Raw genomic sequence first — 15,209 nt, forward strand, 5'->3', positions numbered from 1 at the left:
GCAACGCGCACCATCGGCCGCCGCCCGCACCGCCGGGCGGCGGCAGGCTGTACAACAATAACAAGGAGCAACCTGCGTGAATAACCAAGCCCGCACAGGGTCGACCGCCCCTGGTCAAAGCCCGCGCTACCGGCAGGTGTCCATCGGGCATCCCCAGGTGCAGTTCAGCGAGGCCGACGGCATCCTGCGCATGCAGGCCGTCGAGCCCCTGGCGCCGCTGCCGGCGCGCCTGCTTGACCGGCTGCTGCACTGGGCCGCACAGCGCCCGGACACCACCTTCATTGCCGCGCGTCAGCCCGACGGTGCCTGGCGCACAATCACCTACGCGCAGATGCTCGTGCAGGTACGCACCATCGCCGCCAACCTGCTGGGCTTTGGCCTGAGCGCCGAGCGGCCACTGGCGCTTTTTTCCGGCAACGATATCGAGCACCTGCAGATCGCCTTGGGCGCCATGTATGCCGGCATCCCGTATTGCCCGGTGTCGCCGGCCTACGCACTACTGTCCCAGGACTTTGCCAAGCTGCGGCATGTGTGCGAGGTACTGACGCCGGGGTTGGTGTTCGCCACCGACACCCAGCCGTTCCAGCGTGCCTTCGACGCCGTGCTGGATCCATCGGTGGCGGTGGTGAGCGTGCGCGGCCAGGCCGCCGGCCGCCGGCACCTGAGCTTCGACAGCCTGCTGCAGCCGGGCGACCTTGCGCCAGCCGATGCGGCGTTTGCCGCCACCGGGCCCGACACCATCGCCAAGTTCCTCTTCACCTCCGGCTCCACCAAGCTGCCCAAGGCGGTCGTCACCACCCAACGCATGCTGTGCGCCAACCAGCAGATGCTGTTGCAGACCTTCCCGGTGTTCGCTGAAGAGCCGCCGGTGCTGGTGGACTGGCTGCCGTGGAACCACACCTTCGGCGGCAGCCACAATTTGGGCATCGTGCTGTACAACGGCGGCAGCTTCTACCTGGACGCCGGCAAGCCCACCCCGCAAGGCTTCGGCGAAACCTTGCGCAACCTGCGCGAGATTTCCCCTACGGCTTACCTGACCGTGCCCAAGGGCTGGGAAGAACTGGTCAAGGCACTGGAGCAGGACGCACATTTGCGTGAAGTGTTCTTTGCCCGCATGAAGCTGTTCTTCTTCGCCGCCGCCGGGCTTTCACAAAGCGTGTGGGACCGCCTGGACCGCATTGCCGAACAGCACTGTGGCGAGCGCATCCGCATGATGGCCGGCCTTGGCATGACCGAAGCGGCGCCATCCTGCACGTTCACCACCGGGCCTTTGTCGCTGGCAGGCTATGTGGGCTTGCCTGCCCCGGGGTGCGAGGTGAAGCTGGTGCCGCTGGACGGCAAGCTGGAGGCACGCTTTCGCGGCCCGCACATCATGCCCGGCTACTGGCGTTCGCCGCGGCAAACGGCCGAGGCGTTCGATGACGAGGGCTTTTACTGCTCGGGCGATGCCTTGAAGCTCGCCGATGCGCTGCAGCCCGAACAGGGCCTGATGTTCGATGGGCGTATTGCCGAAGACTTCAAGTTGTCGTCGGGGGTGTTCGTCAGTGTCGGGCCGCTGCGTAACCGTGCGGTGCTCGAAGGCTCACCCTATGTGCAGGACATCGTGGTGGCTGCGCCGGACCGCGAATGCCTGGGCATCCTGGTGTTCCCGCGTCTGCCCGAATGCCGGCAACTGGCCGGGCTACCGGCTGCGGCCAGCGATGCCGAAGTGCTCGGCAGCGATGCGGTGCGCAGCTGGTTCGCCGCTTGGCTGGAGCGCCTGAACCGTGACGCCCAGGGCAACGCCAGCCGGATCGAATGGTTGTCACTGCTGGTAGAGCCGCCATCGATCGACGCCGGGGAGATCACCGACAAAGGGTCGATCAACCAGCGTGCGGTGTTGCAGCGCCGGGCTGACAAGGTAGAGGCGCTGTACCGTGGCGAAGACCCAACCGTGCTGCCCGCGCAGGTGCGCCCGTGAGCAGCGCCGGGCTGTGCACCGCGTTCGACGATGTGGCCATCGTGCAGATGGTGCGCACGCCGTGGGTCGACCTTGGCGGTGCGCTCGCCGCGGTTTCACCGATCGACCTGGGCATCAAGGCCGGGCGGGCGGTGCTTGCGCGGGCCGGTATCGCCCCGCAGGCGGTGGACAGCGTGCTGGCCGGCAGCATGGCCCAGGCCAGTTTCGATGCGTACCTGCTGCCGCGCCACGTCGGGCTGTACTGCGGTGTGCCGCAGGCTGTTCCGGCACTGGCCGTGCAGCGCATCTGCGGCACCGGTCTCGAGCTGCTGCGCCAGGCGGGGGAGCAGTTGCGCAGTGGTGTGCAGCAGGTGCTGTGCGTGGGCGCCGAGTCGATGTCGCGCAACCCGATTGCGGCGTATGAACACCGTGGCGGCTTTCGCCTTGGCGCGCCGGTAGGGTTCAAGGATTTTCTCTGGGAGGCGTTGTACGACCCGGCTGCCGGGGTGGACATGATCGGTACCGCAGAAAACCTGGCCCGCGCGCATGGCCTTGGCCGAGAGACCGTGGATGCCTGGGCGCTGCGCAGCCATCAGCGTGCGCTGCAAGCCCAGCAGCAGGGCTGGTTCGACGATGAAATCGTCGAGGTCACGGCGGAGGCTTTCAGCGCCGAAGGCTGCCTGCCACGTGGCATCGAACTGCCACGCGGCGTGGCCCACGTCAGCCACGACAGCCACCCGCGGCCGACCGATGCCACAGCGCTGGCCCGCCTGCGTGCGGTGCACGCCGGTGGCGTGCAAACCGCCGGGAACAGTTGTGCAGTGGTCGATGGCGCGGCGGCGGCGTTGGTGACGCGTTTTTCCACGTGCACCCAGCCACCGTTGGCACGCTTGCTGATGGCCACGGCCGTGGGCGTGCCCCCCAGCACCATGGGCATCGGGCCGGCCCCGGCCATTGCCTTGCTGCTCGAACGCAGTGGCCTGCGCCTGGAGCAGATCGACCGCTTCGAAATCAACGAAGCGCAAGCCGCCCAGGTACTGGCAGTGGCCCAGGCGCTGCAACTGGATGTGGAAAAACTCAACGTGCATGGCGGCGCCATCGCCCTGGGCCACCCCTTGGCTGCCACCGGCCTGCGTCTGGTGCACACCCTGGCCCGTCAGTTGCGCCAGGGCAACCTGCGTTATGGCATCGCTGCGGCCTGCATCGGCGGCGGCCAAGGCATGGCGGTGCTGATCGAAAACCCCCACTTCGCGGCTTGAATCCGAGGACTCCCATGGCTTGGAAGGCTCCCCTGCAGGACATGCAATTCGTGCTGGAGCATTGGCTTAGGGCCGAACAGGAGTGGCAGCACCTGCCAGCCTACGCCGACGTCGATCTCGAACTGGCCCTGCAGGTGCTGCAGGAGGCTGCCCGCTTCAGCGAACAGGTACTGGCGCCGTTGAATGCACCGGGCGACCGCCAGGGCTGCCGCCTGGAGCAGGGCAGGGTACGCACACCGGACGGCTTTGCGGCGGCCTATCGGGCTTACGTGGACGGCGGCTGGCCGGCGCTGGCCTGTGAGCCCCGGTGCGACGGCCAGGGGCTGCCGTTGGTGCTGGATGCAGCGGTTCAGGAAATGCTCTTTGCCAGCAACCATGGCTGGGCCATGTACACCGGCATCGCCCATGGCGCCTACCTGTGCCTGAAGGCCCATGGCAGCGACCAATTGCAGGCGCGTTACCTGCCCGGCATCGTCAGCGGCGCAAGCCTGCCCACCATGTGCCTGACCGAGCCGCAGGCCGGCAGTGACCTTGCCTTGCTGCGCTGCCGTGCCGAACCGCTGGGCGACGGCAGCTACGCGGTCACCGGCAACAAGCTGTTCATTTCCGGGGGCGACCACGACCTGACCCGCGACATCCTGCACCTGGTGCTGGCGCGTTTGCCCGATGCACCGGCAGGCAGCCGTGGGCTGTCATTGCTGCTGGTGCCCAACGGGTTGGAGGGCGGTGTGGGCAACGGGGTGCAGTGCGATGGCCTTGAGCACAAACTGGGCATTCGCGGCAGCGCCACCTGTGCGCTGCGCTTCGAGGGGGCCAAGGGCTGGCTGGTGGGGCAGGCGCACGGTGGCCTGGCGGCCATGTTCGTGATGATGAATTCCGCCAGGTTGCATGTCGGCCTGCAAGGGTTGGGGCACGCCGAAGCGGCTTGGCAACTGGCCCGTGACTACGCGCTGGAGCGTCGCCAGATGCGCGCACCCGGCCATTCGCCGGGCGCCGCTGCCGACCCCATCCACCTGCACCCCGCCATGCGCCTGACGTTACTGGAATTGCGGGTGCGTACCGAAGGCATGCGCACCTTGGGTTACTGGACGGCGCACTGGCTGGATGTGGCCGACGCCTCTGATGACCCTGCGCTGCGTGCCAAAGCGTCGACGCTGGCGGCGTTGCTGACGCCGATCATCAAGGCGGCGTTCACCGACTATGGTTTCAGCCTGTCGAGCAAAGCGCTGCAGGTGTTTGGCGGCTATGGCTACACCTGCGAATTCCCCATCGAGCAGGTGCTGCGCGACAGCCGGATTGCGATGATCTACGAAGGCACCAACGAAATTCAGGCCAACGACCTGTTGTTGCGCAAAGTGCTGGGCGATGGCGGTGAAGGCTTTGCGCTGCTGCTGGGCGAGCTGCGTGCCGAGGCCGGGGCCGGCCAGGGCGGCGCTGCCGAGGCGCTCGGTACGGTCTGCGACCGGTTGCAAGGGGTGGTTGCCGAGGTCGAGCGCAGTGCTGCGCACGGCCCGGAATACCCCTACCGCGCGGCCGGGGCGTTCCTGCAGTTGTGCGCCACGGCACTGCAGGCTTTTGCCTGGGCCCGCACCGTTCGCTGCCTCGAGGCGTTGCCGGCCGAAGCGCCGCTACGGCGCGAGAAGCACGAAAGCGCCACCTTCTTTTTCAACTATCTGCTGCCAGACTTCGACCGGAAGGTGGCAGCCATCGAGGCGGCCGCCTGCCCATTGCCGTTCATTGGCGAACCGTTCTGAACCCCACGTGCGAGGTCGCGATAAAGACGGGCTGCGGCTGGCGTGCCGAGGGCCGGTAACGCATGCACAGGTCTGCTGAGCACAGGTGCGAGCCGCCTTTGATCACCGCCACCGGTATGCCCGGCTCGGCGGGGTCGTAGCTTTCGCTCAAGGCGGGGCCGGGCGGGTCCAAGGCCGCGTCGCGTTGCGCATCGTGGCCCGGGCGATAACCCGTGCGGGTCAGCTCCCAGACATTGCCCCCCGCATCGAACACGCCGAACCGGTTGGCGGGGAAGCAGCCCACCGGTGAGGTACCGGTGAAACCGTCAGCGGCCATGTTGTTGTAGGGGAACTGGCCCTGCCAGGTGTTGGCCATCAGCTTGCCCTTGGGCAGCTCAGTCTTGCCCCAACTGAAGTCGGCATCTTCCAGCCCGCCACGCATGGCGTATTCCAGTTGCGCTTCGCTGGGCAGGGCACGGCCAGCCCAGCGCGCGTAGGCCTGGGCATCTTCCAGTGTCACTTGCACCACCGGGTGGTTTTCAAGCCCTGCCAGGTCACTGCCAGGGCCCTGCGGGTGGCGCCAGCTGGCCCCTGGCACAAACTGCCAGCCGGGGGCGAGCACGTTCGGCCCTTGCTGGAACACCATCGCGCCCGGCACGCGCAGGGTGTCGGGCAGGGTGGGGTCCACCTCGGCGCTGATGCCCCGTTCGGCCTGTGTAAGGTAACCGGTAACTGCCACGAACCGGGCGAACTGGGCGTTGGTGACCGGGTGCCTGTCGACCCAGAAGCCCGACACCTTTGCCGCGTGTGGCGGGCCTTCTTCATCGTAGAAACGGTCGGAACCGAAGGTGAACGCGCCGCCCGGCACGTGCACCATGCCATCGTGCCTGGCGGGCAAGCCGCTGTAGCCCTCGCACAGCAGTACCGGCGCCGGGGCTTGTGGCCAGGCGCCGTAGGCCACGGCGAGTAAGCCGGCGGCGACCAACGCGCAACCGGCTACCCGCGCAATCATGGCTTGCTGGCCAGGGGCAGGGCGGGGCTTGCCGGGCGCCCGTCAGCGTCGATGGCGATATTGCTGCGTTGGGCATAGGCCTTCCAGTCGCGCAGCAGGTCGCTCACCTGCCGGGGGTGTGCGGCTGCGATGTCATGGTGCTCGCCAGGGTCGTTGCTCAGGTCGTACAGGTGCCAGGCCGGGGTGCCATCGGTAGCATCCCACAGCAGTTTCATCGGCCCTTTGCGCAGCGAGGCACTGCCGTTGATTTCCCAGCCCAGGGCCTCGTCATGGGCGTGGATCCGGGTGTCCTTGCCTTGCAGGTAGTCCAGCGCCGAGGTGCCCTGCGGCGGAACGATGGCGCGGTCGCGGTAGTTGATGCCGGGCATCGGCGCGCCGGCCAGTTGCAGCAGCGTCGGCATGATGTCCCGGACACTGGCCAGCTCATCGCTGCGTCCGGCCTTGATGGTGGCCGGGTGGTAAACGAAGGCGGGCACGCGGATGCCGCCCTGGTAGGTGGTCATCTTGTAGCGGCGGCTGGGCAGGGCGCTGACCTGGGCCCAGGCCGAGCCGATCATCAGGAACGAATCACGCCGCCCGTAGTTGGCCAGGCGGGTATCGAAGTTTTCCTTGATCCAGTTGGGGGCGACGCGGGTGGCATTTTCCGGCCCGTTGTCGGACATGAACAGCACCAGTGTGTTGTCCAGTTCACCGGTTTTGCGCAGGTGATCGACCAGGCGCCCGACCTCGGCGTCCAGGGCCGCCACCATGGCCGCGTAGACCTCCATGGTGCGCGCTGATTGCTGTTGCTGCTGTTTTGTCAGCGATGCCCAGCCCGGTACGCCCTCCAGTTGCGGCTCCAGCGGGAAGTCCGCTGGCACCAGCCCGGCCTTGCGCTGACGCGCCAGGCGCTCGCGGGCAATCACCTCATAACCTTGGTCGTAGCGGCCGCGGTATTGCGCCAGGTATTCATCCGGCGCCTGCAAGGGCCAGTGCGGCGCGGTGTAGGCGGCAAAGGCAAAGAAGGGCTTGTTGCTGGCCTTGCCGTCGTCGATGGCGTCGATGAGACGGTCGGTGAACCAGGTCGTGGAGTAGAAATTATCGGGCAGTTCGATGGGCTCGCCATTGTGGCGGAAGGTCGAACTGTAGTTGGGCTGCAGCGCCATGTTGGCCTGTTTGAAATGTGCGGCGCCCCCTTCGAGCAGCACGTAGGCCTGGTCGAAACCACGGTTCTGGGGCTGCTGCGCGGGCTGCATGCCCAGGTGCCATTTGCCGGAGATGTAGGTGCGATAGCCAGCATCGTGCAGCAGTTCTGCCAGGGTGGCGACATTGCTGCCCAGGACCCCTTCGTAACCGGCGCGCACCTGAGCGCCGGCCGGCAAGCGCTTGCGTGCTTCGGCCATCATGCCCAGCCCGGCCAGGTGCGGGTCGTTGCCAGACATCAGCATGGCGCGGCATGGAAGTCCAGCATCAGGCGGCCGTCGGTCAGCAGTTTGTCCAGGTTGGGCGTCTGGATTTCGCTGCCCAGGGCCGACAGGTCCGAGAAGCCAAGGTCATCGGCGACGATCAGCAGAATGTTTGGTTGTTTAACGGTTGGCGAGGCCAGGGCCTGGCTTGCGCCGAGCATGAGCAAGCCGAGAGCGGCAAGAGGTTTGAGGCAGTTCATGAGGATGCTCTTTTTGTTTTGATTAGAGTCGTGGCGGCGTTCCCGCAAGGTAGAGAGCCCGCAACGTCCATGTTAACGGCCATTTGTGCGGCTGCGCAGGCACCTGCGAAAAAAACGTTCGATAAACGAACGCTGGATCTGCCTGATATCAGGTAGTTTCACTCGCCCTATTGACGGCAAGATGGTTAACAAAAATAATCGTTAACAGAGTTATCCAATTTCATAAAAACAAGTAAAGGGAAATTCTGATGGCCAGGCCGTTGAACCGGTGGTGGGTGCCCGTTGTACTGCTTTCGATAGGCCAATGCGTGCAGGCGGCCAGTCCGCTTGAACAGAGCCGGCCAGGCCGGCCCGGTGCGCCTCGCTGGGTTGAGGACTATCGGTTCCTGGATGCCCCGGCCAAGGCCAGCGACCCGTTCGATGGGGTGCGCTACCATCGCTTGTCCGAGTCGGCCTGGCTGCAGCTGGGGGCCGAAGCCCGTTACCGGGCCGATGTATTCAACAAGCCTTTTTTTGGCTTGCGCGGGTTGAACGACGACTCTTATTTGATGCAGCGCTTGCAGGCGCACGCCGACCTGCATCTGTTCGATGATGCTGTGCGCACCTTCGTCCAGGTGGAGAACACCCGGGCTTTCGGCAAGGACCTGTACTCCCCAAATGATGAAAGCCGCAATGAAGTGCGCCAGGCCTTCGTCGATTTCAACCATGATTTTGCCCAGGGGCGTTACACCACCCGCATCGGCCGCCAGGAGATGGGGCTTGGCGACCAGGCTTGGGTCACCTACCGGGACTCGCCCAACATCCGCCTGAGCTTCGACGGCGTGCGCGCCAGCCTCAACCTCAAGGACGGCCGCAAGCTCGACGCCTTCGCGTTTCGGCCGCTCAAGACCGGCGAGGACAGCTGGGACGATGGCAGCAACAATGCAGTCAAGTTCTATGGCCTGTATGGCACCTTGCCGCTGACGGCGGCCTGGAACATCGACCTGTTCGCCTTCGGCCTTGAAACCGATGACCGCAGCCTGGCCGGTGAAGCGGGCGACGAGCAACGCTATACCTTCGGCACGCGGGTGTTTGGCCGCCAGCAGGCGCTGGACTGGAGCTGGAACCTGGCCGGGCAGACCGGGCACCTGGGCAATGCCTCGATCCGTGCCTGGGCGCTGTCCAGCGATACCGGCTACACCTTCGCGCACGCCTGGCAGCCCCGGCTGGGCATGCGCATCGACGCCGCCAGCGGTGACCGCGAGCTGGGCGATGGCAAGGTCAACACCTTCGACCCGCTGTTCCCGCGCAACGGCGTTTATGGCGAGGCCAGCCTGACCACCTTGAGCAACATCATCGTGGTGGGGCCGACGTTCGGCTTTTCACCCTGGCGTACCTTGCGCTTCGAACCGGGCGTCTTCGAAGTGTGGAAGCAGCGTGCAGAAGACGGTGTGTACATGCCTGGCATGAGCCTGCTGGCCAATACCCGTGGTACCGGGCGCCATGTGGGCACCATCTACCGTGCCAACACCCGTTGGCTGGCAACACCCAACCTGACCCTGGACGTCGACCTGAAGTACTACGACGTCAGTTCCGCCATCAAGGACGCCGGAGGGGAAGATTCTTCGTTCATCTCGTTACGTGCCACGTTCAGGCTTTGATCCTAACCCAACGCATAACAACAAAAGGGCTTACCCATGCGTGATTCATCCCCTTCTTCAAGCAAGCCGGTGCTTACCATCGGCCTGTGTTTTCTCGTGGCATTGCTCGAAGGCCTCGACCTTCAGGCTACCGGCATCGCCGCACCGCACATGGCCAAGGCGTTCGCGCTGACGCCGGCGATGCTTGGCTGGGTGTTCAGTGCAGGGCTGCTGGGGTTGCTGCCCGGTGCATTCATCGGCGGTTGGCTCGCTGACCGGCTGGGCCGCAAGAACATCCTCATCGTGGCGGTGCTGTTGTTCGGCGGCTTTTCGCTCGGTACCGCCCTGGCCGACAGCTACGCCTCGCTGCTGGTCGCTCGACTGATGACGGGCCTGGGGCTGGGTGCCGCGTTGCCCATCCTGATCGCCCTGGCCAGTGAAGCGGCGCCCGAGCGGCTGCGCAGCACTGCGGTGAGCATCACGTATTGTGGCGTGCCCCTGGGCGGCGCCATCGCTTCGATCATTGGCATGGCGCCATTGGGCGAAGACTGGCGTGTGGTGTTCTACGTGGGTGGTATCGCACCGATCGTCATCGCCCTGGTGCTGGTGGTATGGCTGAAAGAGTCCCAGGCGTTTCGTGCCCAAACCGGTGAGAAGGTTGCCGGCCAAGGCATGCTGGCCCAGCTGTTCGGGCCGGGGCATGCAAGCCGCACCCTGCTGCTGTGGGTGGCGTGCTTCTTTACCCTGACCGTGTTGTACATGCTGCTCAACTGGTTGCCGTCGTTGTTGATCGGGCAAGGTTTCAGCCGCCCGCAGGCAGGCACGGTACAGATCCTGTTCAACCTCGGCGGTGCGGCGGGCTCGTTCCTGACCGGGCGGATGATGGACAAGGGCCACGCCCGCCGCGCAGTGTTCATTGCGTACATCGGCATGCTGGCGGCGCTGGCGGGGCTTGGCCTGTCGACCAGCTTTGCCTTCATGCTGGTGGCCGGGTTCATTGCCGGCTACTGCGCCATCGGCGGCCAACTGGTGCTGTACGCACTGGCGCCGACCCTGTATTCGACCCAGGTGCGGGCCACTGGGGTGGGCGCTTCGGTTGCCATCGGGCGCTTGGGTTCGATGGCCGGGCCGTTGGCGGCGGGGCAGATCCTGGCCGCAGGGACGGGCGTAGGCGGGGTGCTGCTGGCGGCTTCACCAGGCCTGGTGGTGGCTGCTGTGGCCGCACGGGCATTGCTGGCCAAACGTAATCGCCAACCGCAGTAAGCTGCCTGCAGGCGGTTCAAGGTGCCAGGCAGTTCGGTGACCCTCCCTGGCACTTCTTGGGCTCAGTGTGCGGCCATGCTCATTTCCAGAACCCCTTGTGCGCAGCCGCTGCTTCGTCCTCCAACAGCGGGCCGTGCACGATCACATCACGCTGACCACGGGCAAACACCTCACGGCACGGCAAGGAAAACGTCGGATTTTCCGGGTGGTCCCCGGTCAGCCCGAGCAGCGTATGTTCCGACAGCGCATACACCACCCGGCCAATACCGGTCCAGTACACGGCACCGGCGCACATGCAGCAGGGTTCGGCGCTGGTGTAGAGCGTGCAGTTGGCCAGTGCTTCGGGCGGCAGGGCCTTGGCTGCCAGGGCCGCAGCGACCAGTTCGGCGTGTTGGGTGGGGTCGCCTTCGGGCGGCATGGAGTTGTTGCCGGCGCTGGCGATCACCCGGCCTTCGGCATCGGCGACGATGGCCGCGAAGGGGTGGCGACCGCGTGCTTTGGACTGCTCTGCCAGGCGCATCGACTGGCGTAGCAGGTCCAGGTCGAGGGCGGACAGGTCGGTGGCAGCTGGCGTGTAGGGAGTGGTCATGGATGCTCCTGGGGATAGGCAGGGGTAAAAGGGCTCACTTGGCCACGCTGGCATCGGCGCGGTCCGGGTCTGTGGTCTTGTCGTCATTGAGCAGCAGGTTGAGCGTGATCGCCGTGATCGCGCCGAGGAAAATGCCGCTCTCCAGCACCAGCTTGAGCGGGCCGCTCAGGTGATGGAAAAGCGCCGGGAACGACATTGGCAACACGCCGATGCTGATCGAAACGGCGACGATGATGCCGTTGCGGGTACCTTCGAAAGGCACGCGTGAGAGCGCCTGGATACCGGCCACCGTGGTCATGCCGAACATCACGATGGCGCACCCGCCCAGCACTGGCGTGGGCACGGCGGCGATCAGCGCGCCCAGTTTCGGAAACAGCCCCATCAGCACCATGATTGCGCCGGCAGCGGCGACCACGAAGCGGCTCTTGACGTTGGAAAGCGCGATCAGCCCGGTGTTCTGGGTGAAGGCGTTGTACGGGAAACTGTTGAACAGCCCGCCGAGCATCGTCGACAGGCCGTCTGCCCGGAAAGCGTTGCCTAGTGTGCTGGTATCTGTGGGCTTGCCGACCAGTTTGCCGATGGCCAGGCAGTTGCCCGTGGTCTCGGCCATGATCACCAGCATCGCCAGCACCATGATGAGGATTGGCGTGGTGGAGAACTGCGGCGCACCGAAGGCCATGGGTGGGCTCAGCTCGAACCAGGCGGCTTCGCTGACCTTGCCGAAGTGGGTCATGCCAAAGGCTGCGGCCAGCAGGCTGCCGCACAGCAGGCCGATCAGCACGCTGAGGTTGCCGATAAAGCCCGAAAAGCGCGCATACACCAGCAGCGTGATGGCGACCGTCGCCATGCCCAGCAGCAGGTTGGCGGGGTTGCCGAAGTCCGGTGCACCCGGGTCGCCGCCACCCAGCCAGATGGCCGCTGCGGGCATCAGCGAGATACCGATGATGGTGATCAGGCTGCCGATCACCACCGGCGGGAAAAAGCGCAGCAGCCGGCTGAACAGCGGCGCGAGGCCGATGGTGATGGCGCCGGCGGCAATCACGGCGCCAAACACCTCCTGCAGGCCGTACTGCTTGCCGATCATGATCATCGGTGCCAGCGCGATGAACGAGCAGCCCTGGATCAACGGCAGGCGTGCCCCGAAGCGCCAGAAACCCAGGGTCTGGATCAGTGTGGCGATGCCCGAGGTGAACAGGTTGGCGTTGATCAGCGTCACGATCTGCGCCTGGGTAAGGCCCAGTGCGCTACCGAGGATGAGCGGCACCGCGACCGCGCCGGCATACATCACCAGCACGTGCTGCAGGCCAAAGGTGAACAGTTGCCGCAGCGGTAATACTTCGTCTACAGCGTGGACCTTGCTTGGGCTCATGGCGTGAATCTCCTGAAGGTGCGGCTCTTTTCGTTGTTTTCGGCGCCTGGAGTGACACGCAGCGCAGGGTTCGAACAGGGCAGCTGCAAGCGTGGTCGAGGCCGATGATCCGGCGAAATGAACGATGGAACAAATGAGTAACCATCGTTAGCATCGATGGATCATGTGGCAGGGCAGGGGGTTGGGATGCGCTTTTCGCTGGAGCAATTGCAGGTGTTCGTCGCCGCAGTACAAGCGGGCTCGTTTTCGGCAGCGGCGCGGCGCCTGGGGCGCACCCAGTCCACCGTCAGCGCTGCAATCAGCAACCTGGAAACCGACCTGGGCGTGGAGTTGTTCGACCGCAGCAGCCGCATTCCGGCATTGACCGCCGCCGGGCATAAACTGCTGCTACGGGCCGAGGGCATCCTTGAGCGTTGCTATGCCCTGGAGGGCAGCGCCGACAACCTGGCGCAGCAGGCCGAGCCTGCGCTCACGCTCGCCATCGAGGTGCCGTATGGGTCACTGATCCCGGTGTTCAAAGCGTTCGATCAGGCGTTCCCCTTCGTCGACTTGCTGATTCGCCACCCGGTGCACGGCGATGTCAGCGAAATGGTGCTTAAAGGTGAGGCAGACCTGGGCATCGCTTTTTCCCAGCCGGGCTACCCGCCTGCATTGGCCTTCCAGCAGCTGGGCAAACTGATCATGGCTCATGTCTGCCACGCCACCCACCCGCTGGCGCAACTGCAAACCTGCACCTTCGCCGACCTGCACGCCCACCGCCGCCTGGCCTTCTTCGCCCACGCGCAAAAGCTGCCCAGCAGCGAATACCTGCGTACCGCGCAGCTTTGGCAGGCCGAGAGCTACCTGGCGCTGGTGGAAATGGTGCGCGGTGGCCTGGGTTGGGCGACCCTGCCACGGCAGCTGGTGCAGCGGGAGCTGGATGCCGGTGAACTGATCGAGTTGCAGCTGCAGGCCTATCCGCACACCGACTGGCTGGTCGGCGTCGACCTGCTGTGGCATCAGCAGCGCCGGCCGGGCAGGGCTGCCCTGTGGTTGCGCGATTGCCTGCAGCGCACCAAGGTGTTCGAGCTGGACCGGCGCGGCATGCCTACCACGTTGTAGGCGCCATGTGCTGAGCCTGCCAGGCGCGCTGGCCTGCTGCCGATGATTGCAACGTCGTCTACATTTCAACAAATCTCTACACCGCAAAGGATGCTCTCATGGCCAAGTTGAAAGCTCTGATTGCCGCTGTAACGTCAGTGGCATTGCTCGCGGCGTCGGGCGCTGCGCTCGCCGACCCGGGTAATGGCAAAGGCAACGGTAATGGCAACGATAAGGGGCATGGGCAAGGCAAGGGGCAGGCCCCGCATGCCCAAGGCCAAGGCAACGCTGGCGGCAAAAAGGGTGGCTCGGGTAGCGATGACTGGCATGGCGGGCCGTCGATCGACCGGGGTGATGTGCTGGGCATTCTGGGTGGCCACCGCAGCTATTGGAGCCCGGGCCCCGCATTGCCGCCGGGCATCCAGAAAAACCTGGCGCGGGGCAAGCCACTGCCGCCCGGTATCGCCAAGAAGCTCGATGGCCGGCTGCTTGGGCAGTTGCCTCATTACGACGGTTACGAGTGGATGCAGGCCGGGGTTGACCTGATCCTGGTAGCTGTCGCCACGGGGATCATTTATGAGGTGGTGAACGGGGCGTTCGATTGAAGTGGCTGAAGCGGCGCTTTCAACCCATCTTCAAGCGTGCCGTAGTCGTGTTGACCACCTCGCTCGGGCGCCGCTCTAGCGTTTTGTTGGCTACCCCAAACGGCACATGCACCATCGGCAAGTCCCCTGCCGCCGACATCAGATGGCTGCGCTGGTCATCGAAGAACATGTGTGGTTTGAGAATCGACAGCACGCGGCTCTTCTCCATTCCCCCAAGAAAGAACGATTCATCCGGTGAAACACCCCAGTCCTTCAAGGTCGTCACCACCCGTTCATGTGACGGGGCATTGCGCGCGGTGACGATGGCGATACGCAGGATGCGTTTGTATGCCGGGTCCTGCACCAGCTTCTGATCTTCGAGCGTGCGAATCAGCGAAAGCTTGCGATACAGGTCCGCCAACGGCCCCGGCTGGTGCGGAATGGCCTTGTGCGCATGTTCATGGGCCTGGAATTCATTCAGGTCCTGGCGCTCTTTGTACACGCTCTCCGCTTCGTCATCGGCAATCACCCCATCGAAGTCGAAGGCCACCCGCAATTCGGTGTCGATCTCGTCATCATAGATCTTGCTCGGCAGCACCAGGCCGGCGGGGTAGTCGGCGTCGATGGCACGCTGCACGTCGCCTTCGTGGGCGCTGAGAAACAGCGAGGCGTTGAAGGCGGGGATGTATTCGTAGGGCGAGCGGCCGGACATGAATGCGGCACGGGTGATGTCCAGGCCGTAATGGGCGATGGAGCGGAACACCCGCAGGCCGGTTTCGGGTGAGTTGCGCGACAGCAGCACCACTTCTACCGGCAACTGCTCGGGGAAGGCCTTGTTGATGCTCAGGAAGCGGCGGATGAAGGGGAATGCCACACCTTTGGGGAAGGGCACGTCGAGGTTGGCCTCTTGGTGCAGGCGGTAGGCTTCCACGCCATCTGTCTGGTAGATATCGTCCGAGACGGTCAGGTCGAACAGTGCACTTGAGGCGACGCCGACGACGAGTTTCTGTTCGATGGGGTAGGGCATGGCGGGCTTCCTGGTGATGGTGCAGGGGCGCCTTGTCAGCAGGCTAGGCTCGAATCCTAGCAAACCCGGGCACCTACCGTCACAGACCCT

Annotated in this window: 11 protein-coding genes and 1 pseudogene; 7 read left to right on the top strand and 5 right to left on the bottom strand. The window is 65.0% G+C overall.

What is annotated here, in order from left to right; translation table 11 throughout:
* Positions 1 to 76: 76 nt before the first annotated feature.
* Genes ACEWE8_RS05640 through ACEWE8_RS05650 form a run of 3 tightly spaced genes read left to right on the top strand, consistent with a single transcriptional unit; the run spans position 77 to position 4,952 of the window.
* Positions 77 to 1,960, top strand: coding sequence for a feruloyl-CoA synthase (locus tag ACEWE8_RS05640; RefSeq protein ID WP_046785642.1), 1,884 nt, complete (start codon positions 77 to 79; stop codon positions 1,958 to 1,960).
* Positions 1,957 to 3,198, top strand: coding sequence for a thiolase family protein (locus ACEWE8_RS05645; RefSeq protein ID WP_046785641.1), 1,242 nt, complete (start codon positions 1,957 to 1,959; stop codon positions 3,196 to 3,198). The genes ACEWE8_RS05640 and ACEWE8_RS05645 overlap by 4 nt, the downstream gene beginning before the upstream one ends.
* A gap of 14 nt (positions 3,199 to 3,212) precedes the next feature.
* Complete coding sequence (locus ACEWE8_RS05650) at positions 3,213 to 4,952, top strand: acyl-CoA dehydrogenase (RefSeq protein WP_046785640.1); 1,740 nt, start codon at positions 3,213 to 3,215, stop codon at positions 4,950 to 4,952.
* Here the strand turns inward: ACEWE8_RS05650 and ACEWE8_RS05655 are convergent.
* A complete protein-coding gene (locus ACEWE8_RS05655) occupies positions 4,933 to 5,943 on the bottom strand; it encodes a formylglycine-generating enzyme family protein (protein WP_046785639.1) in 1,011 nt (336 codons plus the stop codon). The two genes, ACEWE8_RS05650 and ACEWE8_RS05655, sit on opposite strands and share 20 nt — an antisense overlap.
* Positions 5,940 to 7,588: pseudogene (locus ACEWE8_RS05660) on the bottom strand (arylsulfatase). Before ACEWE8_RS05660 ends, ACEWE8_RS05655 begins: the two are co-directional and overlap by 4 nt.
* A gap of 248 nt (positions 7,589 to 7,836) precedes the next feature.
* Between ACEWE8_RS05660 and ACEWE8_RS05665 the strand changes: the two are divergent.
* Together ACEWE8_RS05665 and mhpT are read left to right on the top strand one after the other, a co-directional pair.
* A complete protein-coding gene (locus tag ACEWE8_RS05665; RefSeq protein ID WP_046785638.1) occupies positions 7,837 to 9,228 on the top strand; it encodes an alginate export family protein in 1,392 nt (463 codons plus the stop codon).
* Positions 9,229 to 9,264: 36 nt separating this feature from the next.
* On the top strand, positions 9,265 to 10,470 hold the full coding sequence (gene mhpT / locus ACEWE8_RS05670) for a 3-(3-hydroxy-phenyl)propionate transporter MhpT (RefSeq protein ID WP_046785637.1): 1,206 nt from the start codon (positions 9,265 to 9,267) through the stop codon (positions 10,468 to 10,470).
* Between the two features lie 79 nt (positions 10,471 to 10,549).
* On the opposite strand, the gene ACEWE8_RS05675 is transcribed toward mhpT, so the two are convergent.
* Positions 10,550 to 11,059, bottom strand: coding sequence for a nucleoside deaminase (locus ACEWE8_RS05675; protein WP_012313945.1), 510 nt, complete (start codon positions 11,057 to 11,059; stop codon positions 10,550 to 10,552).
* 34 nt (positions 11,060 to 11,093) lie between these two features.
* Positions 11,094 to 12,428, bottom strand: coding sequence for a nucleobase:cation symporter-2 family protein (locus ACEWE8_RS05680; RefSeq protein WP_367903600.1), 1,335 nt, complete (start codon positions 12,426 to 12,428; stop codon positions 11,094 to 11,096).
* Positions 12,429 to 12,614: 186 nt separating this feature from the next.
* Between ACEWE8_RS05680 and ACEWE8_RS05685 the strand changes: the two genes are divergently transcribed.
* Both ACEWE8_RS05685 and ACEWE8_RS05690 read left to right on the top strand, forming a co-directional pair.
* Positions 12,615 to 13,529, top strand: a complete 915-nt coding sequence (locus ACEWE8_RS05685) for a LysR family transcriptional regulator (protein WP_046785635.1) — start codon at positions 12,615 to 12,617, stop codon at positions 13,527 to 13,529.
* Positions 13,530 to 13,627: 98 nt separating this feature from the next.
* Entirely contained in the window at positions 13,628 to 14,113 is a 486-nt protein-coding gene (locus ACEWE8_RS05690) for an anti-virulence regulator CigR family protein (RefSeq protein ID WP_046785634.1), read from the top strand.
* A 19-nt stretch (positions 14,114 to 14,132) separates the two neighbouring features.
* On the opposite strand, the gene ACEWE8_RS05695 is transcribed toward ACEWE8_RS05690, so the two are convergent.
* Positions 14,133 to 15,119 (bottom strand): 5'-nucleotidase, encoded by a 987-nt coding sequence (locus ACEWE8_RS05695; protein WP_046785633.1) that lies wholly within the window; start codon positions 15,117 to 15,119, stop codon positions 14,133 to 14,135.
* Positions 15,120 to 15,209 lie beyond the last annotated feature (90 nt).

Source organism: Pseudomonas sp. TR47 (genome assembly GCF_044143025.1).
Taxonomy (GTDB): domain Bacteria; phylum Pseudomonadota; class Gammaproteobacteria; order Pseudomonadales; family Pseudomonadaceae; genus Aquipseudomonas; species Aquipseudomonas putida_E.